Raw genomic sequence first — 26230 nt, forward strand, 5'->3', positions numbered from 1 at the left:
TTTTTCCGGCAGACGTGCTGCTGCCGGAAAGTTTATTTATTAGCCTACTGATAAGACCAGCTTAACTATGAAATAACCCTGACCTCTGCCGATAACCTTAAAAGGCACATTCGCCTTTTAAGGAGCCAGGAATGAGTGTCAGTCAACGATTACGTAATATAAAAATGAGCAGAAAGCTCGCGGCGGGTTTTGGTCTGGTACTGCTGCTGGTTGCAGTATCGACCCTGCTCAGCGTGATGCGCTTTAAAGAAATTCGCGACGTTTACCAGCAAACCAACCTGATCTACAACATTAATATCGAAGTCTTCCAGGCCAAGATCAACCGCCTTAAATTCCTCTATACCGGTGATGAAAAATCTGGCCAGCTGATGGCGAATTATGTCAAACACGCCGTGGAACTGACCGAAGAGGCCCGTGAGCTGGAGTGGACGGCGAAAGAGAAGGCCATCGTTGACGCCATTGCCGGGCACCTGGCCCGTTTTGGCAGCAGCGTGACCGAAATGCAGAGCGCGATGATAGCCTGGAACGCCAACAAAAACGACCCGGCGGCCACCGCGGCGCTGAAAGCTGCGGAAGACAAAGTCAAAACCGCTGGCGACGACAGCAGCGCTTCAATCCGCGAGATCATTGCCCTGGTCAAGACCCATAACGATTCGCTGGCCTACAGCTCCAGTACCATCACCGCTATTATTGGCGTGGCGGCGATCCTCTTCGGCATTCTGGTCTCCTGGTGGGTGACCCGCCAGATCACCCGTCCGGTAAAACAGAACCTGCAATTGGCTGAGCGTATCGCCAGCGGCGATCTCAGCTCCGATATCCGCCCGCAGGGAGAAGACGAACTGGGCAAACTGACCGGAGCGATGGGCCGGATGAACGATAAACTGCGCTTGATGATTGGCGAGGTGCGCAGCAGCGTGGCGCAGGTGTCGCTGGCCGCCAGCGAAATTGCCGAAGGAAATACCGATCTCTCCTCGCGCACCGAGCAGCAGGCTGCGGCAGTCGTGCAGACCGCCGCCAGCATGGAGGAGCTCACCGCCACGGTGAAGAACAACGCCGATAACGCCCGTCATGCCAGCCAGCTGGCGGCAGAGGCCTCGCAGACTGCGACCCAGGGCGGACGGGTGATGCGCGACGTGGTCAGCACCATGAGCGATATCAACACCAGCTCGCAAAAAATCGCCGATATCACCGCGGTGATCAACAGCATCGCCTTCCAGACCAATATTCTGGCCCTCAACGCAGCCGTGGAAGCGGCGCGGGCGGGAGAACAGGGGCGGGGCTTTGCAGTGGTGGCCAGCGAAGTACGCAGCCTCTCCCAGCGCAGCTCTCAGGCGGCGAAGGATATCGAGCAGCTGATCAGCGAGTCGGTCTCCCGCATCTCTACCGGCAGCGAGCTGGTGGCGAAAGCCGGGCAGACCATGGAGCAGGTGGTGGATTCCGTCACCCGCGTAAATGACATCATGGGCGAGATCTCTTCGGCTTCGGAAGAGCAGAGCCGTGGTATTGAGCAGATCTCCCGGGCGGTGATGGAGCTGGACACCACTACCCAGCAGAACGCCTCGCTGGTAGGCGCCTCGTCGACGGCGGCAGGAGCGCTGGAAGATCAGGCCCGTCTGCTGGAGTCGCTGGTGGCGGCGTTCCGTCTGGAACAGCGCGCACAGATGGCGTAAAACAAAACCGGCAGCCTGGGCTGCCGGTTTTTTATCACTCGAAGCGATACGAGACGGAAAGGCCCACCCCGTAGTTACGCCCCGGTGCCGGTTCGTAGTAACGCCCGTTTGATTCGTTCACAATCACCGAGCCGACATACTCTTTGTCGAACAGGTTATCCACGCGACCAAAGATGTCCATGCCCCAGTTGCCCATGTTCAGCTTATAGCCGGTGTTCAGACCCACAACGGTATAAGAGGGCGCTTTGGCGGTGTTTTCGTCATCGGCTTCGATGTCGCTCATATAGCGTACATCCGATCCCGCATACCACCCCTCGACCGGCTGCCAGCCAAAGGAGGCATAGCCCATATTGCGGGCAATGCCCGGCATCCGGTTGCCGTTACAGTCGCCATCGCCACAGACGTTGGTGCGGTAGGTGGCATCCAGATAGGTCCACGCCATTTTCAGCTTCCAGTTCTCAGCAAACTGCTGATCCAGAGAGAGCTCCACCCCCTGACGGCGGGTTTTACCGGCGTTCTTGTAGCTGGTGCGGCCGCCCGCGCTGGCGTCAACGACGATCTCATCGTCGGTATCGGTGCGGAAGAGCGCCGCGGTGAACAGACCATTGCCGATCCGCGTTTTGCTCCCCACTTCATAGGTATTGTTGGTCGACGGCTTGAGGCCAAAGTTCAGGCCGCTCTGGTTATCGGAACGGTAGGAGAGCTCGTTGATGGTCGGGGTCTCAAACCCGCGGCCTGCGGCGGCATAGAGGTTCCAGGCGTCGGTCACGCGGTACTTCAGCGCCCCGGCCGGAAGCCATTTGTGGTAGCTGGCCTCGCCGCTGTCGTCGCCATTAGCGCCCTGCACATAGTGGTCGTTCGAGTCGAACCAGACGGAGCTGTAGCGCACGCCCGCATCGAGAGAGAGCTTTTGCGTCAGCTGCCAGTTAGTTTGCAGATAAGGGTCAACGTTCCACATCAGGTTACGTTCATCGCGACGCTTCGCCCCTTTGACGCCGTAGTCCGGCACCCCGTTGTTCATCACGAAGTTTTCATACCCGCGACGATCTTCGCTCAGGTTTTCGTAGTTCAGGCCGGTGGTAAAGGTCATTGGCACCAGCAGCTCCCCGCGGTGGGTCCAGCGGGTATCGATGCCCTGGTAGTGACGCTGCATGTCGATCACGCCGCCAGCGTGAGTAGGGCGCAGCTGTGGCTGGTAGGGAATCGACTGGTACTGGGTCATCTCACGTTCACCGGCGTAGGCCATCACGCTGAGGTCGTCCTGCGCGCTGAGCTGGCGCTCATAGCGCAGGCCGGCCTGGGTCTGCTTGATGGTTTTGCGGGTGTTGTACTGATCGCCGCGCGGCGACTGGCGCGGGTTGTCCCGCCACTCCTGATAGTCCAGCCCGCCGGGATCGTTGGCTTTCATATCCACGCTGTTGAAAATCAGGCTCAGCTTGCTGGCGTCGTCGATGCGCACGCCCAGCTTGGCGTTGGCGAGATTTTTACGCGCCCCGCTGTGGTCGCGATAGCCATGGGTGGTGAAGCGAGTGGTGGAGACGGTGTAATCCACATCCCCCGGCTGGGTGCCGTCGCCCATCGCGCCGGTGGCCTTCAGCCCGTAGCGCCAGCTGCCGTAGCTGCCGTAATAGCTGCTGGCCTCGACGGTGTTCGGCTCACGCCCGGTTTCGGTGGTCATGTTAACCACCCCGCCGGAGGCGTTGCCATAGAGGGCGGAAAACGGCCCGCGCAACACTTCTACGCTCTCAATGCTGTTGAGATCGATATTCGAGGTTTGCCCCTGACCATCCGGCATCGTCGCCGGGATACCGTCCACATAGAGGCGAATGCCGCGCACCCCGAAGGTGGAGCGGGCGCCAAAACCACGGGTTGAAAGCTGCAGATCCTGGGCGTAGTTCTGTCGGTTCTGGATCTGTAATCCCGGCACGCTGCCGAGGGATTCAGAGAGGTTAATCCGCGGGGTCGCATGACGTATATCCTCGCCGTTAACCACGCTGACCGCGGCGGGGGTATCTAACTCAGAGAGCGATTGTGGGGACGCGCTGACGATCATGGTCTGTTCGTCGGCCGCCATCGCCGCGACAGGGGTTAAAACAGCAGGAACCAACAGCAGGGGGAGCGTTGCCCTGCGGGCAGAAAAGATTTTCATGAATTAAAAAACCGCTTAAAAGAGAGACGAACCAAATGGAACATGTGCGGGTATGGTAAATCTTTTGTAAATATTTTGAAAACCAAAACAGCACATAGCGTTAACCCAAGTGTAGGTTAAATCAGCGAATAAGCTTGATGCGATCAAGAATTACTCCACATTGAGATAAATAATGATTACTATTCTCATCCATAATCAGGCGAAGCGATGACTTTGCCAGCCGGAAGCGATGTCAGCGGTACCATTTACTCGAAGGGAGTTGTTATGAATTTACGTCACCTGTGCTCGCCGCGTCTGCGTAGCTCACTGCTGTTGGGGTCTTTGCTGGTAGCCGGTTCTTTTAATGTTCATGCCGCAGAAGAGATGCTGCGTAAAGCGGTGGGTAAAGGCGCATATGAAATGGCCGTCAGCCAGCAGGAAAATGCTCTATGGGTTGCCACCACCCAGAGCCGCAAAATGGATAAAGGTGGGGTGGTCTACCGCCTCGATCCGCTGACGCTGGAAGTGACGCAGGCCATTCATAGCGACCTGAAGCCGTTTGGCGCCACCATCAATAACGCCACCCAGACCCTGTGGTTTGGCAATACCACCAACAGCGCGGTAACGGCTATTGATGCCAAAACCGGTGACGTGAAGGGCCGTCTGGTGCTTGACGATCGTAAGCGCAGCGAGACTGTGAAACCGCTGCAACCGCGTGAGCTGGTGGCGGATGACACCACGAACACTGTCTATATCACCGGTATCGGCAAAGAGAGCGTGATTTGGGTGGTGGACGGCGAAACGCTGAAGCTGAAAGAGACCATTACCGGCACCGGCAAATTCAGCACCGGCCTGGCGCTGGATGCCCAGGCGAAACGTCTCTACACCACCAACGGCGACGGCGAGCTGGTGACCATCGACACCGCCAGCCATAAAATCATCGAGCGTAAGAAGCTGCAGGACGACGGGAAAGAGCACTTCTACCTGAACCTGAGCCTGGACGTTAAAGGCCAGCGCGCATTCATCACCGATTCTAAGCAGCCGGAAGTGCTGGTTGTCTCCCTGAAAGATGGCAGCATCATCAGCAAGGTGGCAGCCCCGGAATCTCTGGCGGTGCTGTTTAACCCGGCCCGGGACGAAGCCTACGTCACCCACCGTGAAGCGGGCAAGGTGAGCGTGATTGACGCCAAAACCTACAAAGTGACCAAAACGCACGACACGCCGACCTTCCCGAACAGCCTGGCGCTCTCCGCCGACGGCAAAACCCTGTACGTGACGGTGAAGCAGAAGTCGACCCGCCAGCAGGAAGCGACCCAGCCGGATGATGTGATCCGTATCGCGCTGTAAGGTTGGTTATGCCGCCCGATGGATGTTAAACCCCAGGCCCGCGCAAGCGCAGCGCCGCCGGTCAACGAGGACGAGTGCGGTCTTTATGCCGGGTGGCGGCTGCGCCTTACCCGGCCTACCAACAGCCAAACCGTAGGCCCGCGCAAGCGCAGCGCCGCCGGGCAACGAGGACGGGTACGGTCTTTATGCCGGGTGGCGGCTGCGCCTTACCCGGCCTACCAACGGCCAAACCGTAGGCCCGCGCAAGCGCAGCGCCGCCGGGCAACGAGGACGGGTGCGGTCTTTATGCCGGGTGGCGGCTGCGCCTTACCCGGCCTACGAATGTATGCGGGTTTTGTAGGCCCGCGCAAGCGCAGCGCCGCCGGGCAACGAGGACGCGTACGGTCTTTATGCCGGGTGGCGGCTGCGCCTTACCCGGCCTACGGAGCAGGACGCTGGCACAGGCCGCTTGCCAGGTGCGTAAACACCTTAATAATGTCCGGCAGCGCCTTCTGCGGGTCCTGGCTGGCGGCGATCCACAGCGCGGCATTCATGGCGGCGCTGTTTAACATATAGGCTGCACTGCCCGCATCCACAGGCTTAATCTCACCGCGTTCGAGCATCTTCAGGATGCTCTGGCGCGTGGATTCAAGGCAGCTCAATTGACCGGGCCACTGGGCGGGATCGCCGAGAAAAGCAGGGCCATCAAGCAGCACGATGCGTCGCACCTCCGGATCAAGCGCCATTTTGATATAGGCGATCCCCTCCGCCAGCAGTCTTTCCCAGTCATCACTTACATTTGCAGCCTCAGCCTTCGCACGCTGCGCCATATCTCGATCTATCTGGTCGACAACGGCGGCGAGCAGCCCCTTTTTATCACCAAAATTGTGGTACAGCGCCCCGCGGGTAAGGCCAACGCTTGCCGTTAATTCATCCATGGATGCGGCGGCAAAGCCGTTTTCCGCAAAGGCTTTCCGTGCAGCCATCAGCAGTTTTGCACGGTTCTCTTCCATCGTTTCGCTGCGGCGTCTGGCAACCATAAGCTCTCCAATTTCATTTGACATACGCGGCGTATGTGATATTAATTTGACATACGCCGCGTATATTAAATCATCTTTACGCGCTGCGCGTTGCCTTTTCCAACGTTAATACAATACAGGATACCTTATGATCCAGCGCGAACCGGTTTTCCCCGCCAACCGTCATGCTCTTTATGAAGCACACGGTTATTCTGCCGCCATCCGTTCCGGCGATTTGCTGTTTGTTTCGGGTCAGGTGGGAAGCCGCGCCGATGGCACCCCCGAGCCCGATTTCGCCGCTCAGGTGCAGCTTGCGTTTGATAATCTGAAAGCGACCCTTGCCGCGGCGGGGTGTACCTTTGACGATCTGATTGATGTGACAACCTTCCACACCGATCCTGAGAATCAGTTCCCAACGATCATGCAGGTCAAACAGGCGATTTTCCCGCAGGCTCCTTATCCGAACTGGACCGCCGTTGGTGTCACCTGGCTTGCCGGATTTGATTTCGAAATTAAGGTCATCGCGCGCATTCCTGCTCCGGTTGCTTAGGCTCCCGGGCAAAAAAAAGGGAAGGCATCTGCCTTCCCTTTTTTATTGAAGCGATTAACGCGCGGTCTCTTCCACCAGCGGAGCGTCATGCTTCTCTTCATCCGGGTGCTTTGGCGCGGTGCTGTGGACCGCATGCACGCGCTTGCGCACACCAAACCAGCCCGCGACCAGCAGAACCGCCAGCAGCGGGATGGTGGCGATGGTGTAGGTGCCGTTCGGGTAGTCGAACGCCATCAGCACCAGCACGCTGAACAGGAACAGCAGTGTCAGCCAGGAGGTGACCGGCGCGCCCGGCATTCTGAAGCTTACCGGGGCGGCGGTGCCTTCTTTGATCGCCTTGCGCAGACGCATCTGGCACACCACGATGAAGGCCCAGGAGGCGATAATGCCCAGCGCCGCAACGTTTAAGACGATCTCAAAGACCTGGGACGGCACCAGATAGTTCAGGAATACGCCGAAGACGTAGACCACCAGCGTCGCCAGAATGCCCGCATAGGGCACCTGCTGTTTGCTCATTTTCGACATAAACTGCGGCGCAGAGCCGCCCATCGACATGGAGCGCAGAATACGCCCGGTGGAGTAAAGGCCGGAGTTCAGGCTGGAGAGCGCCGCGGTCAGCACCACGATATTCATGATGCTGCCCACGTACGGCACGCCGAGCTTCGAGAAGAAGGTCACGAACGGGCTCTGGCCCGCCTGATAGGCGTTCCATGGCAGGAGCAGAACCAGCAGCACCACGGAGCCGACATAGAAGAGGCCGATACGCCAGATCACGCTGTTGATCGCTTTGGGTACCGTTTTCTCCGGCTCTTTACATTCGCCCGCCGCGGTGCCCACCAGTTCAATGGAGGCAAAGGCGAACACCACGCCCTGGACCAGCACCAGGGCAGGCAGCAGGCCGTGCGGGAAGAAGCCGCCGTTATCGGTGATCAGGTGGAAGCCGGTCATGTTGCCATCCAGCGTTTTACCGCTGCCGAGGAACACGGTGCCCACTACCAGGAAGATGACGATCGCCAGTACTTTTACCAGCGCAAACCAGAACTCCATCTCAGCGAACCACTTCACGCCGATCATGTTCATGGTGCCGACAATCGCCAGCGCGCCAAGGGCAAACACCCACTGCGGCACATCGCCAAACGCGCCCCAGTAGTGCATATAGAGGGCCACGGCGGTGATATCCACGATCCCGGTCATCGCCCAGTTTACAAAGTACATCCAGCCCGCCACGTAAGCGGCTTTCTCACCGAGAAACTCGCGAGCGTAAGAGACAAAGCTGCCGCTGGACGGACGGTGTAACACCAGCTCGCCAAGCGCACGCAGAATAAAGAAGGAGAAGATACCGCACACCAGATAGACCAGTGCCAGAGCCGGGCCAGCCATCTGCAGACGTGCGCCTGCACCTAAAAACAGCCCGGTACCGATAGCGCCGCCGATGGCAATCATCTGCACCTGACGGTTGCCCATCGCCTTGTGATAGCCCTCTTCGTGGGCGTTCAACCAGCGACGTTTCGCAGCGTGATGATCGGCTGCGCTTTTATTGCTTGTTTTCATTGAGTTACCTGTTTGCCTGTCTGAATCAAGAACATCGTGTCCATAACCGGCGCTCGGCAATACAAACGATTGCTCTCGCGCGGAAATATTCTGCCTTTCCAGTCATTCTGCGTATGGATAAGGCAAAACATGGCGAAGCATCCTACCTGCAATTAATAAACGACGCAAAAAATAACGGCGTGAAAGTGATGCAGATGGAATGATTATTTGCGTCCAACTGGATGCGGATTTCCTGTTCCTGAAGGATGAACGCCCAGGCATACAGACCACATGTGTGGCAGGCGCATAATGAGGCCGCGATGACCCATATCGCCATCGTCGAAGCGGTGAACGGCAGCCCGGTGGACTGGCTGGAGAAAGTCACCGACGAGCACTATCCGCAGATGTAGAAAATCTGTTTTTGATAAAGGCGATCAGCGAAACGCCATTGGGATGCACGATGGCGTGCAGCGCCCGGGTATAGTCCAGCACCAGCCCGGGCGTCCAGGCCATATTGGTGGCGCGTTTGCGCAGCTGCGCGGCGATCCACAGCTCTGGAATGAGCAGCAGCCGCAAAAAACCGCCCCGGGTACAGCGCTCTTTCAACACGCCATCCAGAGCCGCTTCAAGGGCATACGCCACGCTGCTGGAGCAGTTGCGCCAGGTGAGGTTATAGGTTTCGGTCTGGCGGTACTGCGCCCAGAAACTGTTAAGCGACGCCGCATTAAAAATGGAGAAGTGGATTTTGCGGTTAGACTCGCACCAGATCCCCGCCTCATAGCGATAGTCAGGTTGGTATTTCCCCGCCACGGTATTCGCTTCAACCGCTTTGAGCAGATTAAAAAACTCGGAGGGGGAACGGTCGATCTCCGCTGCCGGATAGAGGCTGATGTAGAGGTGGGGAGGGCACTCCAGCGCCGCATGGCCGGTGGATATCACCCCGTTGGCATCCACGGCGGCGATATAGCGGTTAATGACCGGGCGCGGCAGGGGCTGCTGTTTTGCCGATCCTTCCGGGGTCCAGACATGGACAATCAGCTGATTGCCCGGCGTGTTTGTCACGGTGGGGGGCAGCGCCTCGCGCGGGGCGGGGATCAACGTCTGCGGGGCGAGAATATCAAACACCGAGCGGCCATGACGGACCTGCCGCATCCGCAGGGAGAGGAGCACCGACTGCACCCCGCCGGTGAGCATGACCATGCCGATAAACTGCGAGACGGTGCCATCATGCTGCGTTGGAAAGGGCAGGAACAGAAAAATGGCGAACAGGATCTGTGCCACCCCGGCGAGCAGCGCTCGCCGCCAGTGGGTAAAGCGCACCACCACGGCAGAGGCGATGGTGAACAGGCCGGTAATGAAGTACGCCAGCCCAAAGACGATGGCCAGCGCCAGCGTGCCGTCGTGGCGTCCGGATAGAATCAACATGGCGATGAGCAGGAACAGGCCGCCCTTGAAGTAAAAGATGCCGCGCTGGGTTCCTTTCGCCGACGACCCCAATGTCAGGGATACCAGACTGTCGAGCAGCAGAAACAGACCAAAGATATGCAGCGGAAAGTGCAGCCCGCCCTGCAAGCCATCGATAAAAATGGCCAGCCCAAGCCCGCCCCAGAGCACGCCTGCCAGCATAAAGTAAGGTGCCGCTTTACGGACAAATGTCGCACCGGCGAGCAAAAAGGCGATCTGCAGCATCGTTAAACCTCCTCCTGCGGCGTGGTCTGGAACAGGCTTCCTCTCTCGCCGGACCAGAAGGCGACAATTACCGGGCGATCCTTATCCGCCATCAGCAGCATATTGCGCTCTGTTATCGATAGCGGTGGGCGGTCCGCCAGCGCCAGGCTGAAACGAAAGGGCTCGGTTACGGGCTGACCCTGCGCCACCGCCTGCCAGCGGGCAACCATCTGTTGCTTCTGCTTTGCATCGGGAACCCGGGCGAGCAGGGCTTCCCGGCTGGTGAGAGGGGCTAATACGGCACTGAGGCGCGGGTCGGCATGAGACTCCCAGACCAGACGACCGCTTTCAGGATCCAAAGAGTACGCCACGCCCTGAAAACGGCCATCCCCTGGACGGTGTGTTTTCTGGGCGCGGATAAAGACCAGCAGCAGGGCGGCCGCGGAAAGGTAGCACTGTGCCAGCAATATCGACTCTTCCGGCATCAGGCGGGCAAAATAGAAGGGACCGGTCTCCCGCCATGAGGCGTAGATAACCACCGCGCTAAAGAGAATGAAGGCCAGCGACGCCAGACGATTACCGCACACCACGGTGGTAGCGGTCAGCAGGATCAACGGCAGGCAGGCGAGGGAGTAAATCAGGGCGATATTGTCGCCGCGATCGGGCACGTCGCTAAAGATGAACAGGGTCGCCAGCAGTATTGCGAACACTAAACAGACCCCGAACAGCGACTCGCGCCGCGCCGCTTTATCCCCCGGGGCCAGCAGGCCCATCAGCGGCGGGGTGACAAACAGCGTGCCGGTGACGTTGGCGCCCCAGGCGAGCCAGAACCAGCTCATCTGAAGGGTGCCGGCAAGAGAAGAGAGCCAGATCGCCCCTGCGAGCGCGTTCAGGGTACTGAAGACGACCGTGGCAATCGTCCAGGTGACGATCTTATGCAGCCGATCGTAATGCCGTGAAAAGTAATGCACCGACCAGGCAATCCCCAGATGGCTGGTCAGTGAAAACGCCCCCAGCGCCAGGGAGACGTGAAAAGTATGGTGAAAGGTGAGCCCCAGCACCAGACGGGCAATAAACAGAACCAGCCACAGCGCGAGCCATTGCTTTTTTGGACTCAGCAGAAAGGCGGTGACGGCAACACCTGAAGGTAGCCAGATAAAAGCCGTCCGGATGTCGGGGCCGTCGAGACAGAGCGACAGCCATCCCAGGAGATAGTAGAGGGCACCCCAGGCGAGTAAGGAATACGCTGACGTCAGTTTCGCTGCTTTCATCCAGGCTCCCGGCGGCGGTTATCGCTTTAAAAAGATATGACCTTTTCGCCGGGTTAGCCATTTTTGCGGTGATCGGTAAGGCGTATTAGTCAAACCCCCGATCTCATGTCATGCACCCGATATTCACGCGTGTTGTTCAAATATCTGAGTGCTGTTCTGCCTTTTTGGGGGATGGGTGTCGGAGAGACAGCAATACGGCAGCTAATGTCAGTAACGGAATACCATGAAAAAGGACAATAACCAGCGCGGGGGTAAACCAGATATAGAATGGCGCGACAATTAACATACCCACGCCAAATCCGGTCATCTGCAGCAGCGTCATCAGGCTAAAAACAGGCAATCGTAATGATTCAGGCTCGCGTTGAATACGCGAGATCAGACTGACGTCCGCCAGACCATCTCCCACTCCGGCCACTGCGATAAACAGCAGTGCCAGCGGAAGGGCTGTCTGTTGAAAGGTAAAGATAAAGCCAAGGGACATAAACGCCACGCCATAAAAAAACAGCCGATCTGTACGCATCTCGCAGCGCACTAACAGGTAGTTTGCCAGACGCGCCCCGGCGAATTTTCCACTGGCCCAGACAGCCAGCAAAAGCCCCATTGTTTTCCCGGCTGATGCGGGTGTAAAAAGCGCAGAAATGATGGGAAAGCCTACGTTATGGGCAGCACTGCCCAGGGTATCGGCCATGGTTACCAGCAACATGCCTGCTAACAGCGGAGCCGTCCGCAGCCCTGTGACCAGATTACGCCACTCTTTACGCTGCTGTGTTGACTCATCAGCAACAGGCTGCACCAAAAAGCGTAACGGCAGTACGCACAAACCCGCCACCAGATAAGTCACAATATTCGCAGCAAACACAATCTCGTAGCCGCTGGTCGCCAGAAGAATACCGGATACAAGGCTTCCCGTCACCGCCCCCGTCGCAGAGGCAGAGGTTAACCAGGCGTTTGTGGATACACGTCGGGACTCATCAATCCACAAGGGCAGCTGACTGTTAAGCCCGATAGCGAACATCGAATTTCCCAGTCCAATACCCAGTGCAATCAAAGGCAAGATATAAAGCTGAGTCGCCGCAGGCAAAATTAACAGCGAGGCTAACAGCGCAGCGCGTATTACATCAAAAGCCACTAAAGGCAGACGGCCATGAAAGCGGCGAAAAAAAGGCACACCGACAGCACTTGCAATGATGCCTCCTGTCACCCGGCAGGCCAGAAAGATACTCACATGCGTTACGCTCTGGCTCAGCAAATAGACATAGGTGGACAGCACCACCATATTCAGGAAAGCACCAAAATCAGAGATAAACCTGGCCGTAATGATTAAGCCGCTATTTCTGGCGGAACGGGTATTCACTCTTTCGTCTGGCAGTCTATCACTCATTCAGGTTGCCCTTGTGGAAAACAGCGACAGGTATCTGTCTGATTATGCATGGTTTAACATATTCTTAACCCAGATGCGCTTTCCATCAAGTCATCTTCAGTTGGCGTGCAACCACCGTCTGTTTTTTATCGTCTTACCCCATCACTTTTAGCCGCCAAACACCGCAATCGCCTGTTGCAGGCGGGTGGTGCGCTGGGTGAGGTGGTTGGCCGCCTGGGTGACATGCTCGACCATCCCGGTATTGTTATGGGTCATTACCCCGATACGGGAGATGGACTCATTAATCAGGCTCAGGGCCTGGGTCTGCTCCTGGGTAGCATGTCCTATCTCCTTAATAAGCGATGACATATTCAGTACGTTGCCAATCATGGTGGTCAGCTGCGCTTCGGTCTGCGCTACCATATCCACCCCGGCATTGACGCTGGCGACGTTTTTCTCGATAAGCGCGGCGATCTCCTTTGCCGCTGACGCCGAGTGCTGGGCCAGATTGCGTACCTCGGCAGCCACCACCGCAAAACCGCGTCCGGCTTCTCCGGCGCGGGCCGCTTCCACCGCAGCATTGAGCGCCAGAATATTGGTCTGGAAGGCGATCCGGTCGATCACTGCGATGATATCGACGATCTGGCGGTTATCCTTTGATACCGACTGCATCACGCCGATGGTTTGCTTCATCACGGCTTCGCCACGGTACGCGCTGGCGCTGGTCTGGTCCGCCATCTGGATAGCCTGTTCTGCCGTATCTGCGGTCTGCTGAACCGCGCTGGCTATCTCTTCCACCGCCGCGGCCGTCTGCTGGAGATCGTCCGCCGTCTCTTCGGATCGCGCCTGCAGGGCATCGCCTTCCTTCGCCACCTGCTGGCTGATAGCGCGGATGCCGCTGATTTGCGTTCCCACATCATCCACCAGCGAATTGAGGTTTAAGCCGGACTGGTTAACCAGCCGCATCATTAAGCCTATTTCGTCGACACGTTCAAAATGGGTAGAGTCCGTTTTGCGCCCGGAAACCACGCACTGCATCTTTTTGACGATGGTTTTTAACGGGCGACAAATCTGGGCATTAAGAAACAACCCCAGCAAAATAAAGAGGAGCCCCAGCGCCGCAATTTGAATTAAGCCGCCGGGGAGAGATAAAGAAACAGCAAAGGCGAGCAGGGCGGTTATCCCAAGGGAGTAATTAATCCGTTTTGCTGTGCTGAGACGTTTGAAAAGCGAGAGAAAGGAAAATAGTCCCCGGCGAACCAGCACCCCTTTATAAAAGCGGTGGCCTTTTACCTGATTATTACGCACCCGCTTATAGAGCGCTTCACTGGCATCAATCTCATGGCGCGCGGGAATATTGCGCACCGAGATATAGCCGGTAAGCATGTCATTCTGATAAACCGGCGTCACGTTGGCGCGCACCCAGTAGTGATCCCCGTTGTGACGGCGGTTCTTCACCAGTCCCGTCCAGCTTTCACCCGCTTGCAGGGTAAACCACATATCGGCAAACGCCTCCGCGGGCATATCCGGATGGCGGATCACATTATGAGGTTCACCAATAAGATGTTCTTCTTTATAACCGCTGGCATCAATAAAGGCCGAGTTCGCGTAAGTAATATGGCTCTGGATATCGGTGGTCGACATTAAGGTCGAGCCTTCGTTAAGCAAATACTCGTTTTGTGTAACGTAATTGTTACGCCTCATAAATTACTCCAGGCTGATGTCTGCGTAAATAAAAGCCACCCGAAAAAGATTCAGGTAAGGTTGTATATTATTTTAAATAGTCCGGACGGCGTATTCTCCACAAATTCCCGATAATTAGAAAGTATCGCCATTAACTATTTTTTATTGGTTATGGGTGGCGCGCGTAATAAAAATGTCATCAACAAGGAGAAAAGGTTGGGGGTGGCGGGGAATAAATTGACTTAAGCTAAATATAAAGAAAGTAATGGATACCTGACCGAAACCGGACTCTTCGAAATAGCGTTTCATTAACAATGATAAAACATTATCATGGTTGACCACGGTTATCCGCTTAACAGGTGAGACGATGAAAATTAATATTATTGGCACCAGCGGCAGCGGCAAGAGCACGCTCGCCCGCCGGATCGCCACTGAACTGGCGCTGCCCTGTATCGAAATGGATACCCTCTACTGGCTCCCGGAGTGGCAGGGCACCCCGGACGATGTTCTCTTTGCGAAACTGGAAGCCGCCCTCAGCGCGACACCTGGCTGGGTGCTGGACGGCAACTATAACCGCACCCGGCCCATAAAATGGCGCGACGTGGATCTGGTGGTATGGGTGGATTACGGCCTGGCCCGCACCCTGCGTCAGGCGGTGACGCGGGCGGTAAAACGCGCCTGGACGCAGCAGGAGCTGTGGCCCGGCACCGGCAACCGGGAGAGCTTTCGCCGCTCCTTTTTCAGCCGCGAGTCGATCCTGCTCTGGACGCTTAAAACCTGGCGCAGCAACCGGGCGCGCTACGAGGCGGATATGCGCAACCCCTCTTATGCCCATATCCGCTTCGTCCGTATTACCACCCGACAACAGGCCGAAGCGCTGCTCGCGGAGCTACGTGCAGCGCGCTAACCCGCCGCGGTATTTCTGAAATATGGCAAACCAAATGTAAATTAATTGTTTCTCAGCGGTGAAATCGCCCCTTAATAATGGCGACATGTTTAGTCAAACGAGATTGCAACATGTCCTGGCGAATCAGCATTCTGGATAAAAGTCCTGTCGCAGAACACGAAACGGCCGCCGATGCGCTGGCCCGCACCCTGAGCCTGGCGCAGCAGGCGGAGACGCTGGGTTATCACCGCTTCTGGATTGCCGAACACCACAACACCCCGCAACTGGCGAGTCCGTCCCCGGAGCTGCTGATTGCCTGGATCCTCGGGCAGACCCGGCGCATTCGCGTCGGCTCCGGCGGGGTCATGCTGCAACACTACAGCCCCTACAAAGTGGCGGAAAACTTCAACCTGCTGGCGGCGATTGCCCCGGGGCGTGTGGATCTGGGCGTCGGCAAGGCGCCCGGCGGGCTGCCGCTCTCGACAAAGGCGCTCCAGCTCGGCCTCAACTCGCAGGAGAAGGGCGATTTCGCCGCACAGCTGGCGCAGCTGGATGGCTGGATCAACCCAGGTTCAGAGGAGGAGGCGGTGCGTGCCACCCCGCGGCCGCAGGTGCCTGCCGCCGGTTTTCTGCTCGGTGCCAGCGTGGAGAGCGCGCGTCTCGCCGCCCGCCTCAACTGGGACTTTGTCTTTGCCGCCCATCTGAATGGTGACCCCGAACTTTTGCGTGAGGTCATTGAGACCTGGCGCGCCCACAGCGCCCGCGAGGTCATTGTCGCGGTGCAGGCCATCGTTGCCCCCACACAGGCGCAGGCCGGGGCGCTGGCAAGCGCAGTAGAGGTGTGGGGCGTTGAGCTGGCCAACGGCCAGCGGGTGACCGTCGCCAGCGAAGAGCAGGCCTACGCCTTTGCCCGCCAGGCGAACAGTGAGCCGCTGCGCATCGCCCGTCGCGCCCAGTCCCTGCTGGTGGGCACTGCGGAGTCGGTGCTGGAACAGCTGGAGGCGTTGCATCAGCAGTGGGGCATTCACGAGTTCATCATTGATACCCCGGTGGCTGACGGCGCTGCGCGGGTGCAGTCCCTGCGTCTGCTGGCCCAGGCCCGACAGCAACGGGAGGTGGCGGTATGAGCCTGGAGCAACAGCTGATCGCCTGGCGCCGCGAGCTGCACCAGAACCCGGAGCTTTCCGGCGAGGAGGTAGAAACCACCGCGCGCCTGCGCCAGTGGCTGGGGGATGCCGGGATCGCCATCCTTCCCTATGACCTGCAAACCGGCGTGGTCGCCGAGGTGGGGAGGGGTGAAAAACAGATTGCCCTGCGCGCGGATATCGACGCCCTGCCGATTGAGGAGCGCAGCGGGGTGGCGTTCACCTCTCAGCGTGCCGGGGTGATGCACGCCTGCGGCCACGACATACACACCAGCGTCATCCTCGGCGCCGCCTTGCAGCTGAAAGCGCGGGAAGAGGCGCTCAATGGCCGGGTGCGGATCCTGTTCCAGCCCGCGGAGGAGAACTTTGGCGGCGCCAAAAGCCTGGTGCGCGCCGGGGCCCTGCGCGACGTCAGCGCCATCTTCGGCATGCATAACGAACCCGGTTTACCGGTCGGACACTTTGCCACCCGCGGCGGCCCGTTTTACGCCAACGTTGATCGCTTCGTGTTGCGCATTACCGGTAAAGGCGCTCACGCCGCCCGTCCTCATGAAGGTCACGACGCCATCGTGACCGCCAGTCAGCTGGTGACGGCCCTGCAAAGCGTTGCCAGCCGCAACGTCAACACCCTCGACTCGGTGGTACTGAGCGTGACGCGCATTACCGGGGGAAATACCTGGAACGTGCTGCCGGAGCACGTCGAGCTGGAAGGAACCCTGCGCACCCATCGCACCGAAGTGCAGCAGAACGTGAAGGCCCGGGTAGCTGAGATCGCCGCCGGATTCGCCAGCGCCTTTAATGCGCAGATCGATATCACCTGGTATGCCGGGCCTACCGCGCTGGTCAACGACGCCACCTGGGCCGAGTTTGCCACCTCGGTGGCGCGGGAAACTGGCTACGAGACGCAGCAGGCGGAGCTACACATGGGCGGGGAGGATTTCGCCGTCTACCTCCAGCAGATCCCCGGCGCCTTCGTCAGCATTGGCAGCGCCAGCCCCTATGGATTGCATCATCCGGCTTTTAACCCGGACGAAGCCCTCATCGCACCCGCCGCGCGCTATTTCGCCCGGCTTGCAGAAAAAGCACTGAATCAACTTTAAGGGGAAGGAGTCACTATGACCGCAACACGACAGCTGCGTCTGGGCACGATATTGCATGGCGCGTCGGGGAATATGTCGGCCTGGCGCCACCCGGCAGCAATCGCCGATGCCAGCATCAATTTTGATTTCGTCAAAGAGACGGCCCTGAAGGCCGAAGCGGGCAAGCTCGACTTTATCTTTGTCGCCGATGGCCTCTACATCAACGAGAAGTCGATCCCGCATTTTCTCAACCGCTTTGAGCCCCTGACCGTGCTGTCGGCGCTGGCGACCGTCACCTCCCGGCTGGGGCTGGTGGGGACATTATCCACCTCCTACAGCGAGCCGTTCACCGTGGCGCGCCAGTTCGCCAGCCTCGATCACCTGAGCCATGGCCGGGCGGGCTGGAATGTGGTCACCTCGCCGCTGGAGGGGTCAGCAAAAAATTTCTCCCGGGATAAGCACCCGGAGCACGCCCTGCGTTACCGGATTGCCGACGAATATCTCGACGTGGTGAAAGGGCTGTGGGACTCCTGGGAGGGCGACGCCTTTGTGCGTAACAAAGAGACCGGGCAGTTCTTCGATCCGCAAAAGCTGCACACCCTCGATCACCACGGGGATTTCTTTAAGGTGGCCGGGCCGCTGAATATTGGCCGCACACCGCAGGGCAGGCCGATTGTCTTCCAGGCCGGCGCCTCGGACGATGGCAAAAGGCTGGCGGCGAAACATGCCGACGCCATCTTTACCCACCATGACACCTTTGATGAGGCCCGGGCGTTCTGGCACGACGTGAAAAGCCAGCTTAAACAGCATGGCCGTCGGGAGGACGAACTGCACATCTTCCAGGGGGTAAGCGTCATCGTCGGGAAAGACAGTGACGATGTGGAGCAGCAGTACCAGACCACCGCCGCGCTGGTCTCCATCAACGATGCCCTGAACTATCTTGGCCGCTACTTTGAGCATCACGATTTCAGCCAGTATCCGCTGGACGAGGCCTTCCCGGACATTGGCGAGCTGGGCAAAAACAGCTTCCGCAGTACCACCGATGAGATCAAGCGCAACGCCCGGGAGCGCAACTTAACCCTGCGTCAGGTGGCGCTGGAAGCCGCCTCGCCGCGCCCGCGTTTTTCCGGCACCCCGGAGCAGGTGGCCGATGGGTTACAGCAGTGGTTTGAAGGCCATGCGGCGGATGGCTTCATTATTCAGGGCGGCACGCCGGACACCTTCCCGCGCTTTGTTGACCAGGTGGTGCCGCTGTTGCAGGCGCGCGGCCTGTTCCGCACTGAATACCCCGGCACCACCCTGCGCGAGAGCCTGGGTTTAGCGCAGCCCGTTAATCAGTTCACAAAACAATAAGAGAACCTGCCATGAAAAAATCATCGCTTATTCTGGCGCTCGCGCTGGCCTTTACCCCTGCCGTCTGGGCAGAGAACGTCACAATTAACGGCACCGGGGTGAGCCTCGAGGCCAATAAAACGCCGATCAACACGGCAAAAAATCCCCAGGCCATCGCCCAGTTGCCCGCCAGTTTTAAACCGGTGGTACCGGGAAAATTCACCGTAGCGATTGCAGGCCTGAGCCAGCCGCCGCTGACGGTCTTCGCCGATGACAACAAAACGCTGATTGGCAGCGAGGCGGATATCGCCCGTCTGGTGGCCGACAGCCTCGGTCTGGAGCTGAACGTGGTGCCCACCTCCTGGGAAGACTGGCCGCTGGGGGTCTCCTCCGGGAAATACGACGCGGCGATCAGCAACATCACCGTGACTAAAGCGCGCAAAGAGAAGTTCGATTTCGCCACCTACCGGAAAGATTCGCTGGGCTTCTACGTCAAATCCACCAGCCCGATCAAGAAACTTGAGCAGGCTGAGGATATCGCCGGGCTGCGGATCATTGTGGGCTCCGGCACCAACCAGGAGGCGATCCTGCTGGCGTGGGATGCGGAGAACCAGAAGAAGGGGCTGAAGCCGTTCACCCCCATCTACACCAAAGACGAAGCCGCCCAGACCCTGGCGTTACAGTCCGGTCGCGCGGACGCTTACTTTGGCCCGAACGTGATCGGCGCATGGAAAGCGGCCCTGAACGGGAAAACCAAACTCGTGGGCAGCGTGGACGGCGGCTGGCCGAAAGCGGCGCACATCGCCGTCACCCTGAAAAAAGGCAGTGGCCTGGCAGAGCCGGTGCAGACCGCGCTCAACGGCGTGATCAAGAACGGCGACTACGACAAGGTACTGAACCGCTGGGGTGAAGGGGTGGAGCGCATCCCGTACTCCGAAGTTAACCCGGCTGGTCTTGGCGACTAAGGAGATCCTATGAGCGACCTTTTTCGTGACGTTTCACCGGAGGATGCCGATCTTCAGCCCATTATTAACGGGCTGTTCGGTGAATACGCGGCGCGCTACGGGGACTACTTCTCTAAAGATACCGAGGTGGAACTGACCGAGTGGTATCTGCCGCCCCAGGGGCTGTTTATCGTGCTGGAGCGCGACGGAAAGATTATCGCCACCGGGGCCTACAAGCCTTTCGATGCCCGAACCGCCGAGATCAAACGTATCTGGACCGACAAATCCCTGCGTCAGCAGGGGCTTGCCGCCCGTGTGGTGCAGGAGCTGGAGCGCCGGGCGTGGATTGCCGGTTACAGCCAGATCTATCTCACCACCGGCTTCCGCCAGCCGGAAGCGGTGCGGCTCTATCTGAGCCAGGGCTACGCGGCGCAGTTCGATCTTAACCGCGACCCGGAAGAGTACAGCCAGCCACCGTTTGACGGACGGCTGCGCTTCACCAAAACGCTGGTACGCGAAGCGTTCAGCAAATCAGCTTGAGGAACGACGATGAACAACGTTGAAACCATCAAAGTGGTCCCGGCGCGCTATCCGCTGCGCACGGTGGGGGCGATTGTGGCGCTGTTTGTGCTGGCGGTGGTCATTCAGTCGGTCGCCTTTAACCCCCGCTGGGAGTGGAGCGTGTTTGCCCGCTGGTTCTTCGACCCGGTGATCCTCGAGGGCGTTGGGCAGACATTGCTCCTGACGCTGATCGGGACCCTCCTTAGCGTGGTGTTTGGCGGCGTGCTGGCCCTGGCGCGGTTGTCCTCCTCGTGGCTGTTGAGCAGCCTCGCCTGGGGGTACATCTGGCTCTTCCGCTCCCTGCCGCTGATTGTGGTGCTGATCGTTCTCTACAACTTCTCCTATCTCTACGACAGGCTGTCGCTCGGCGTGCCGTTTACCGGCATCACCTGGGGCAGCTTTGAAACTATCAACGTGCTGGGGCAGTTCTCTACGGCGGTGGTCGGGCTGACGCTGGTGCAGAGCGCCTATACCGCGGAGATCATTCGCGGCGGCTTTTTAGGGGTCGATCACGGCCAGTATGAAGCGGCAGCCGCGCTGGGCTTACCGGCCTCACGCCGTACCCTGCGTATCATTCTGCCGCAGGCGCTGCGCACCATTTTGCCTTCCGGGTTCAACGAAATCATCAGCCTCGCCAAGGGCACAGCGATGGTTTATGTCCTGGCGATGCCGGAGCTGTTCTACACCATCCAGATGATCTACAACCGCACCCAGGAGGTGATCCCGCTGCTGATGGTCGGTGCCGTCTGGTATCTGGCGATCACCACCGTGCTGTCTGCCATTCAGCACCTGGTTGAGCGAGGCCTGGCCCGCAGCGAGCGCCGCTCGGCAGTGAACAGCTCCCGCGCCACCCGCACCCGTTCAGTCACCACTCCAACCACACAGGAGCCCGTCCATGCCAGCCTCTCCTGAAGGACATATTTCCATTACCGGTGTGAGCAAGTTCTTTGGCCGCCACAAGGCGCTGGATAACGTCTCGCTGGAGATCCCGCCCGGCTCGGTAACGGTGATCCTCGGCCCGTCCGGCTCGGGTAAATCGACCCTGCTGCGCACCATTAACCACCTGGAGCGCGTCGATGAGGGCTTTATTCAGATTGACGGGGATTACATCGGCTATCGCCGGGAGGGCAATACGCTATACGAGCTGAAAGAGAAGGCTATCCTCAAACAGCGGGTCAATGTCGGCTACGTGTTCCAGAACTTCAACCTGTTCCCGCATCTGACGGTGCTGGAGAACCTGATCGAAGCGCCCATCGCCCACAGACAGCTGAGCCGTAAAGAGGCCATCGAGCGGGCTTACGAACTGCTGGACGTCGTGGGGCTGCGGGATAAAGCCGACGCCTGGTCGCGTCATCTTTCTGGCGGGCAGCAGCAGCGCATCGCCATTGCCCGGGCGCTGGCGTTGCGTCCGCGGGTGATCCTGTTTGATGAACCCACCTCGGCGCTGGACCCCGAACTCGTTGGCGAGGTGCTGGATGTGATCAAAAAGCTGGCCCGCTCCGGCACTACGCTGGTGGTGGTGACCCATGAGATCGGCTTCGCCCGGGAAGTGGCGGACCAGGTGGTGTTTATGGTCGACGGCAAAATCGTGGAGCAGGGCAGCAGCGACGAGGTGCTGAACCGACCGTCCCACGCCCGAACGCGGCAGTTCCTGTCCAAAGTGCTGTAAGGAGTGAAGATGAAAAAGGGCGTACTGGCGTTACTCATGGTGGCATCCACAAGCCACGCCGCGATTGATTTACAGGCCAACGAACAGCCACTGCCGGTGACGGTGGACAAGCAGGCGGTGGCGAAGATCCCGGCTAACTATAAATTTGTCGAACCGGGCACCCTGACGGTGGCCATTTCGGCGCTCAACTCCCCGCCGCTGGCGCTGCTGGCCAGCGACAACCGCACCCGCATCGGCAGCGACCCGGATATCGCCCGATTGCTGGCGGGCAGCCTCGGGCTGAAATTAAAGCTGGTACCGACGGCGTGGGAGGACTGGCCGCTGGGCATCACCTCCGGGCGTTACGACGTGGCGCTGGTGAACATTGCGGTGACCGAGCAGCGTAAAGAGAAGTTTGATTTTGCCACCTATCGCGTCGATAACCTGGCCTTCTCGGTAAAATCCACCAGCGAGGTGCAATCGATTAAAAGCGCCGCCGATCTCTCAGGCAAAAAGGTGATTGTCGGCTCCGGCACTAACCAGGAGCGCATTCTGCTGGGCTGGAACGAGGAGAACAAAAGCGCCGGGCGAGAGCCTGCGCTGCCGGTCTATCTGACCGACGACGCCTCCGGCAATCTCTATATCCAGTCCGGCAGGGCGGATGTCTTCTTCGGCCCGCAGTCGGTCTCGGCTTACAAAGCGGCGCTGACCGGCAAAACCCGGGTGGTGGGCTTAGGGCCGAAGAAGGCGTATGTGGCGACCACGACTAAAAAGGGGAACGGGCTGGTGTATGCCTTACAGGCCGCCCTCGACGGGGCGATCCAGCGGGGAGAGTACCAGAAAGTGCTGGCGCGCTGGGCGGAGCAGGGCGAAGCGGTAACGCAGTCGGAGGTCAATCCGCCAGGCATCACCTACTGATGCTGCTCTACACTTAGGGTTATGACCCTGAAGTGGAGCGATCATGATCAAAGTGTATGGCGTACCGGGCTGGGGTTCAGCCATCAGTGAGGTGATGCTGACCCTCGCCGACATTCCGTATCAGTTTATCAACGTCGACGGGTTCGATAAGCCGGGGGCAACCCGTGAGCTGCTGGAAAAACTCAACCCGCTCTGTCAGGTGCCAACCCTCGAGCTGGAAAACGGCGAAATCATAACGGAGACGGCGGCGATTGCGCTGATGATCCTCGATCGTTGCCCGGAACTTGCGCCTCCGGTTGGACGCGCGGAGCGCCAGCAGTTTCAGCGCCTGCTGATCTGGCTGGTAGCCAACGTCTATCCCACCTTTACCTTTGCCGACTACCCGGAGCGCTGGGCACCGGACGCCCCGGAACAGCTACAGCAAAACTGCCGTGAATACCGGAAATCGCTCTACCTGTGGCTGGATAATCACCTCAAAGCCACCCCATACGCCTTTGGCGAGCAAATCACGCTGGTGGACTGCTACCTGTGCGTGATGCGTACCTGGGGACCACGTCCGGACTGGTTCGCTGCCAATACCCCGAAGATCACGGCCATCGCCGATAGCGTGTGCAAGCTCCCGAAACTGCACAAGGTGCTAAAAGACAACACTATTCTCTGCTAGTCTGGAATGCTCATTCAAAAGGAGCCCTGCACATGCCACACGTTGATATCAAATGTTTCCCGCGCGACCTGAACGACGAGCAAAAAACCGCCCTGGCGGCGGATATCGCCGAGGTGATTACCCGTCATCTGAACAGTAAAGATCGCGCCATTTCCGTAGCCCTGAACGAGGTCGCAGAAGCGGACTGGAAAGCGCAGGTCTGGGACAGGGAGATTGAGCCGAAGCTGGATGAGTTGATTAAGAAACCGGGTTATTCGATGTAAATCTTTTGCCCGGCCTGCGTGTACTGTACCCGTGTAGGCCGGGTAAGGCGCAGCCGCTACCCGGAAAATGAGGCTACCGGATAAAATAAGGTGTTCGTCATTTTGTTATTTAAATCTGATTAAAAGGCGAGTGTTTTATATTTGCGCGGTGATTTTTTTACGTCACTAAATTTATTTAGTGAATATCCTTGTATCTATAACGCCTGATTTTACATGGCTAAATCATATTTTAATGATAGAGGTGGGTATATTATTTGAAAACAAGCCCACCGTTTATTAAAAGGATGTTTATCTATGGCAGGGAGCAACGAGGCTGTCCAACAGCAGGCTATCTTAAATCGTTATTTATTGTATTTTCCCCGTAGTAAAAATCTCTGTATGAGTGCGTGCTGGAGCATGAACTGGCTCTGCTGGACAGAAGATATGGTTACAAAATGGAGTTGATGGGATGACGGAGTCAAAGACCAAACCATATGCCCCGAGGGTGATCTCTGAAGGCGATATTCCGGTACACAAAAGTCTGGGAGAAGTCGCCCAGACGCGCAACGTGGGCGTGCCACGCCCGATGCCGGGGATCGTGATTCTGGTCCACGGCGTGAACGACGTGGGTGAGGCTTACCAGAACCAGGAGAAGGGTATCCTTGCCGGACTGAGTAAACGGCTTAATCGCCAGGATTTTTACGCTCATGAATGGAAAGACTACAGGATCACGGCTCCTGGCCGTTCGCCCATTATCCCGTTTTACTGGGGATATAAACCGGTTACCTATGACGACTACCGGGCAGACCAGAAGCGCTACCGGGAAGAGGTCGGCAAGATGAGTGAGAAAGCCCATCTGCCGTATGATGCCTATCAGGAAAATAACGAGAAGAATAAAGCGGCGCTGGGTAATGACGGCAAAGGACCCTTTAAATTCCAGAGCGATAACTTTAAAAACGCGCTTGATATGCATTTTGCCAAAGGGGGCGGGACCTTTGCTAATGCGACGACCACTATTCCCGACATGTTAGGACCGGGTGCCGGTGGCTTTGGTGTGGCCGCAGCGGGATTTGCCTCGCTGCACCTCAATGACGGGGACTATACGCATCCTGTTTATGAGAACCCGCATCGCATCTATCAGTTTTTTGCCGCTCAACGGCTGGCGGATTTGATTATTCAGATTCGAAGTGATCCTGTTACTGAAAAGGATGTGATTAATGTGGTCGCCCACAGCCAGGGTACGATCATCACCATGCTGGCAAATATGTTGGTTAAACAGGCCGGATATGATCCCGTTAACTGCGTCATTCTTAACCACTCTCCCTATTCGCTGGAGTCGCGCGTGTTTGAAAATATTCAGCCCGGATATCAACAGACCAACGCGGCCAGGCAGAACACCTTTAAAAACTTCTGTCGCCTGATGTACACGCAGTGGAAAGGGGGCGGAAAAATATCAGAGGGTGAACTGCAGGCGATGGAGGCCTCCTGCACCCTGCGTAAACCTTCCGATAATCCGCTGCGGACCGATGACCGGTATTCCCGGAGCAATGACGGCAAGGTGTACAACTACTTTTGTCCTAACGATGGCGTCGTGTCGCTGGAAAATGTGCAGGGGATGGGCTGGCGGGGTATCCCTCAGAAAATAGCCCGTGATATTCCTAATCTGTATCAGCGCGTTTTTTATCAGCACGGCGAGGTAGGGAAAGAGCCGGACGGTGCGCCTTTTACGTTACCGCCGCGAAAGGAGGGAGATGCAGAATATGCCTTCCTGACGAACAGCAGTTATAACTTTCGTGATGTAATCATTAACGGCGAGGAATTACCGGAGCCGTTTATTTTCAAGCTCCAGGGGCAGGATAACCATCCTGATAACGATCCAAAAACCAGTGACAAACCCTATACCTATTATATCGATCCGGAAAGTCCGGACGCTTACATCTCCTATTCCGCCAAAGCCAGCGCTATTAAGCGCACGGACTCTGCAATGTATATGCTCAACAGCTATCAGCGAGTTAGCTGGAAACCAGGGCATGTCTTAACGCGCGATGAACTTGAGAATGAAAGTATTGCCCGGAAACACACAGTCATTGAAGGGAAGGTTACGGGTTCAAAAGAGTACCCGGTACTGTCCATAACCTGGCTGAAAACCCGTGAAGAGCTGGAAGCAGAATGGCAGAAAACGGATCCGGTTGGTTACAGCCAGCACTCTTCCATTGTGATGAGCGAGTTTGCGCCGTCTCAGGCAATGGCCTTTGACCTGGCGATTGGACAGTGTAAATCGTTTGATTTCAAAGCGGGGAAATTCTGGGAAGAGCTATTGCATCGTGCAGACTGGCGGGATCCATTAAATGGTTTTCCTGCTGCTAAAGAATATTATCGTTCCGGAAGATTACCAGCGGGTACGACTAAAAACTTTATGAATAAACCTGACAATGTGCTACCACAAGGTGATTACGGTGTAAAGAATGATTATGCCGGCATCCGACCTCGGTCACGTCATCCGAAAGATATTGATATGGGTATTGTCAGGTTGGAAGACTTCAAGGAAATGAAGTTATTGCAATGGGAAATGCCAAAACCTAAAAGTGACAGCCAGTTGGCTTAAG

General features: G+C 57.7%; 20 protein-coding genes and 2 pseudogenes. 15 read left to right on the forward strand and 7 right to left on the reverse strand.

Features of this window, described 5'->3' with window-relative positions; genetic code table 11:
- Positions 1-131: 131 nt before the first annotated feature.
- Positions 132-1670 carry a methyl-accepting chemotaxis protein gene (locus ACOKCT_RS09905; protein ID WP_159339350.1) on the forward strand — a complete coding sequence of 513 codons (1539 nt, stop codon included), beginning with the start codon at positions 132-134 and terminating at the stop codon, positions 1668-1670.
- Positions 1671-1704: 34 nt separating this feature from the next.
- On the opposite strand, the gene pqqU is transcribed toward ACOKCT_RS09905, so the two are convergent.
- Positions 1705-3819, reverse strand: coding sequence for a TonB-dependent receptor PqqU (gene pqqU / locus ACOKCT_RS09910; protein ID WP_420193416.1), 2115 nt, complete (start codon positions 3817-3819; stop codon positions 1705-1707).
- A gap of 264 nt (positions 3820-4083) precedes the next feature.
- On the opposite strand from pqqU, the gene ACOKCT_RS09915 reads away from it, so the two are divergent.
- Positions 4084-5145 carry a YncE family protein gene (locus ACOKCT_RS09915; RefSeq protein WP_420193417.1) on the forward strand — a complete coding sequence of 354 codons (1062 nt, stop codon included), beginning with the start codon at positions 4084-4086 and terminating at the stop codon, positions 5143-5145.
- A gap of 419 nt (positions 5146-5564) precedes the next feature.
- Here ACOKCT_RS09915 and ACOKCT_RS09920 read toward each other — a convergent pair whose 3' ends face one another.
- Entirely contained in the window at positions 5565-6164 is a 600-nt protein-coding gene (locus ACOKCT_RS09920) for a TetR/AcrR family transcriptional regulator (protein WP_263950792.1), read from the reverse strand.
- A gap of 127 nt (positions 6165-6291) precedes the next feature.
- On the opposite strand from ACOKCT_RS09920, the gene ACOKCT_RS09925 reads away from it, so the two are divergent.
- Complete coding sequence (locus tag ACOKCT_RS09925) at positions 6292-6693, forward strand: RidA family protein (protein ID WP_103179686.1); 402 nt, start codon at positions 6292-6294, stop codon at positions 6691-6693.
- A 54-nt stretch (positions 6694-6747) separates the two neighbouring features.
- On the opposite strand, the gene ansP is transcribed toward ACOKCT_RS09925, so the two are convergent.
- Positions 6748-8244: an L-asparagine permease gene (ansP, locus tag ACOKCT_RS09930; protein WP_159339348.1), complete on the reverse strand. Its 1497-nt coding sequence runs from the start codon at positions 8242-8244 to the stop codon at positions 6748-6750.
- A 290-nt stretch (positions 8245-8534) separates the two neighbouring features.
- Between ansP and ACOKCT_RS09935 the strand changes: the two are divergent.
- Positions 8535-8633, forward strand: a pseudogene (locus ACOKCT_RS09935) (cupin domain-containing protein); the annotation flags it as partial.
- On the opposite strand, the gene ACOKCT_RS09940 reads toward ACOKCT_RS09935, so the two are convergent.
- From ACOKCT_RS09940 to ACOKCT_RS09955, 4 genes are all read right to left on the reverse strand, one after another.
- The gene (locus ACOKCT_RS09940) at positions 8605-9912 is read right to left on the reverse strand and encodes an HdeD family acid-resistance protein (RefSeq protein ID WP_201304727.1); all 1308 of its coding nucleotides are present in this window, start codon (positions 9910-9912) and stop codon (positions 8605-8607) included. The pseudogene ACOKCT_RS09935 and the gene ACOKCT_RS09940 overlap by 29 nt on opposite strands.
- Positions 9913-9914: 2 nt before the next feature.
- On the reverse strand, positions 9915-11162 hold the full coding sequence (locus tag ACOKCT_RS09945) for an MASE1 domain-containing protein (RefSeq protein WP_159339347.1): 1248 nt from the start codon (positions 11160-11162) through the stop codon (positions 9915-9917).
- Positions 11163-11298: 136 nt separating this feature from the next.
- Positions 11299-12543: an MFS transporter gene (locus tag ACOKCT_RS09950; RefSeq protein ID WP_159339346.1), complete on the reverse strand. Its 1245-nt coding sequence runs from the start codon at positions 12541-12543 to the stop codon at positions 11299-11301.
- A gap of 147 nt (positions 12544-12690) precedes the next feature.
- Positions 12691-14226, reverse strand: a complete 1536-nt coding sequence (locus tag ACOKCT_RS09955) for a methyl-accepting chemotaxis protein (RefSeq protein WP_159339345.1) — start codon at positions 14224-14226, stop codon at positions 12691-12693.
- 346 nt (positions 14227-14572) lie between these two features.
- On the opposite strand from ACOKCT_RS09955, the gene ACOKCT_RS09960 reads away from it, so the two are divergent.
- The 11 genes and pseudogenes from ACOKCT_RS09960 to ACOKCT_RS10010 all read left to right on the forward strand — a co-directional run bounded on the left by ACOKCT_RS09960 (position 14573) and on the right by ACOKCT_RS10010 (position 26229).
- Positions 14573-15112 (forward strand): adenylate kinase, encoded by a 540-nt coding sequence (locus tag ACOKCT_RS09960; protein WP_159339344.1) that lies wholly within the window; start codon positions 14573-14575, stop codon positions 15110-15112.
- Between the two features lie 110 nt (positions 15113-15222).
- Positions 15223-16218 carry an LLM class flavin-dependent oxidoreductase gene (locus tag ACOKCT_RS09965; protein WP_159339343.1) on the forward strand — a complete coding sequence of 332 codons (996 nt, stop codon included), beginning with the start codon at positions 15223-15225 and terminating at the stop codon, positions 16216-16218.
- A complete protein-coding gene (locus tag ACOKCT_RS09970) occupies positions 16215-17336 on the forward strand; it encodes an amidohydrolase (RefSeq protein ID WP_103179679.1) in 1122 nt (373 codons plus the stop codon). The genes ACOKCT_RS09965 and ACOKCT_RS09970 overlap by 4 nt, the downstream gene beginning before the upstream one ends.
- A gap of 15 nt (positions 17337-17351) precedes the next feature.
- Positions 17352-19612 (forward strand): annotated as a pseudogene (locus ACOKCT_RS09975) (NtaA/DmoA family FMN-dependent monooxygenase).
- Positions 19613-19621: 9 nt separating this feature from the next.
- The gene (locus ACOKCT_RS09980; RefSeq protein WP_263950799.1) at positions 19622-20131 is read left to right on the forward strand and encodes a GNAT family N-acetyltransferase; all 510 of its coding nucleotides are present in this window, start codon (positions 19622-19624) and stop codon (positions 20129-20131) included.
- 9 nt (positions 20132-20140) lie between these two features.
- Positions 20141-21064 carry an amino acid ABC transporter permease gene (locus ACOKCT_RS09985; protein ID WP_263950800.1) on the forward strand — a complete coding sequence of 308 codons (924 nt, stop codon included), beginning with the start codon at positions 20141-20143 and terminating at the stop codon, positions 21062-21064.
- A complete protein-coding gene (locus tag ACOKCT_RS09990; RefSeq protein ID WP_156654534.1) occupies positions 21048-21821 on the forward strand; it encodes an amino acid ABC transporter ATP-binding protein in 774 nt (257 codons plus the stop codon). The genes ACOKCT_RS09985 and ACOKCT_RS09990 overlap by 17 nt, the downstream gene beginning before the upstream one ends.
- A gap of 9 nt (positions 21822-21830) precedes the next feature.
- Entirely contained in the window at positions 21831-22718 is an 888-nt protein-coding gene (locus tag ACOKCT_RS09995; RefSeq protein WP_103179673.1) for a transporter substrate-binding domain-containing protein, read from the forward strand.
- A gap of 43 nt (positions 22719-22761) precedes the next feature.
- Complete coding sequence (locus ACOKCT_RS10000; RefSeq protein WP_103179672.1) at positions 22762-23382, forward strand: glutathione S-transferase family protein; 621 nt, start codon at positions 22762-22764, stop codon at positions 23380-23382.
- Between the two features lie 32 nt (positions 23383-23414).
- The gene (gene pptA, locus ACOKCT_RS10005) at positions 23415-23645 is read left to right on the forward strand and encodes a tautomerase PptA (RefSeq protein WP_156654533.1); all 231 of its coding nucleotides are present in this window, start codon (positions 23415-23417) and stop codon (positions 23643-23645) included.
- 448 nt (positions 23646-24093) lie between these two features.
- Positions 24094-26229: a T6SS effector phospholipase Tle3 domain-containing protein gene (locus ACOKCT_RS10010; RefSeq protein ID WP_420193418.1), complete on the forward strand. Its 2136-nt coding sequence runs from the start codon at positions 24094-24096 to the stop codon at positions 26227-26229.
- Position 26230: the final 1 nt, after the last annotated feature.

This window comes from Leclercia sp. M-A074-M, assembly GCF_965195605.1.
Lineage (GTDB): Bacteria > Pseudomonadota > Gammaproteobacteria > Enterobacterales > Enterobacteriaceae > Enterobacter.

Bases quoted from the DNA above. Each gene is read 5' to 3' on its own strand.
- ACOKCT_RS09995 (WP_103179673.1), top strand. From the start codon at position 21,831: ATGAAAAAGGGCGTACTGGCGTTACTCATGGTGGCATCCACAAGCCAC.
- ACOKCT_RS09940 (WP_201304727.1), bottom strand. From the start codon at position 9,912: ATGCTGCAGATCGCCTTTTTGCTCGCCGGTGCGACATTTGTCCGTAAA.
- ansP (WP_159339348.1), bottom strand. From the start codon at position 8,244: ATGAAAACAAGCAATAAAAGCGCAGCCGATCATCACGCTGCGAAACGT.
- ACOKCT_RS09980 (WP_263950799.1), top strand. From the start codon at position 19,622: ATGAGCGACCTTTTTCGTGACGTTTCACCGGAGGATGCCGATCTTCAG.
- ACOKCT_RS09925 (WP_103179686.1), top strand. From the start codon at position 6,292: ATGATCCAGCGCGAACCGGTTTTCCCCGCCAACCGTCATGCTCTTTAT.
- ACOKCT_RS09920 (WP_263950792.1), bottom strand. From the start codon at position 6,164: ATGGTTGCCAGACGCCGCAGCGAAACGATGGAAGAGAACCGTGCAAAA.
- ACOKCT_RS09990 (WP_156654534.1), top strand. From the start codon at position 21,048: ATGCCAGCCTCTCCTGAAGGACATATTTCCATTACCGGTGTGAGCAAG.
- ACOKCT_RS09960 (WP_159339344.1), top strand. From the start codon at position 14,573: ATGAAAATTAATATTATTGGCACCAGCGGCAGCGGCAAGAGCACGCTC.
- ACOKCT_RS09965 (WP_159339343.1), top strand. From the start codon at position 15,223: ATGTCCTGGCGAATCAGCATTCTGGATAAAAGTCCTGTCGCAGAACAC.
- ACOKCT_RS10000 (WP_103179672.1), top strand. From the start codon at position 22,762: ATGATCAAAGTGTATGGCGTACCGGGCTGGGGTTCAGCCATCAGTGAG.
- ACOKCT_RS09915 (WP_420193417.1), top strand. From the start codon at position 4,084: ATGAATTTACGTCACCTGTGCTCGCCGCGTCTGCGTAGCTCACTGCTG.
- ACOKCT_RS09970 (WP_103179679.1), top strand. From the start codon at position 16,215: ATGAGCCTGGAGCAACAGCTGATCGCCTGGCGCCGCGAGCTGCACCAG.
- ACOKCT_RS09985 (WP_263950800.1), top strand. From the start codon at position 20,141: ATGAACAACGTTGAAACCATCAAAGTGGTCCCGGCGCGCTATCCGCTG.
- ACOKCT_RS09945 (WP_159339347.1), bottom strand. From the start codon at position 11,162: ATGAAAGCAGCGAAACTGACGTCAGCGTATTCCTTACTCGCCTGGGGT.
- ACOKCT_RS09950 (WP_159339346.1), bottom strand. From the start codon at position 12,543: ATGAGTGATAGACTGCCAGACGAAAGAGTGAATACCCGTTCCGCCAGA.
- pptA (WP_156654533.1), top strand. From the start codon at position 23,415: ATGCCACACGTTGATATCAAATGTTTCCCGCGCGACCTGAACGACGAG.
- ACOKCT_RS09955 (WP_159339345.1), bottom strand. From the start codon at position 14,226: ATGAGGCGTAACAATTACGTTACACAAAACGAGTATTTGCTTAACGAA.
- pqqU (WP_420193416.1), bottom strand. From the start codon at position 3,819: ATGAAAATCTTTTCTGCCCGCAGGGCAACGCTCCCCCTGCTGTTGGTT.
- ACOKCT_RS09905 (WP_159339350.1), top strand. From the start codon at position 132: ATGAGTGTCAGTCAACGATTACGTAATATAAAAATGAGCAGAAAGCTC.
- ACOKCT_RS10010 (WP_420193418.1), top strand. From the start codon at position 24,094: ATGACGGAGTCAAAGACCAAACCATATGCCCCGAGGGTGATCTCTGAA.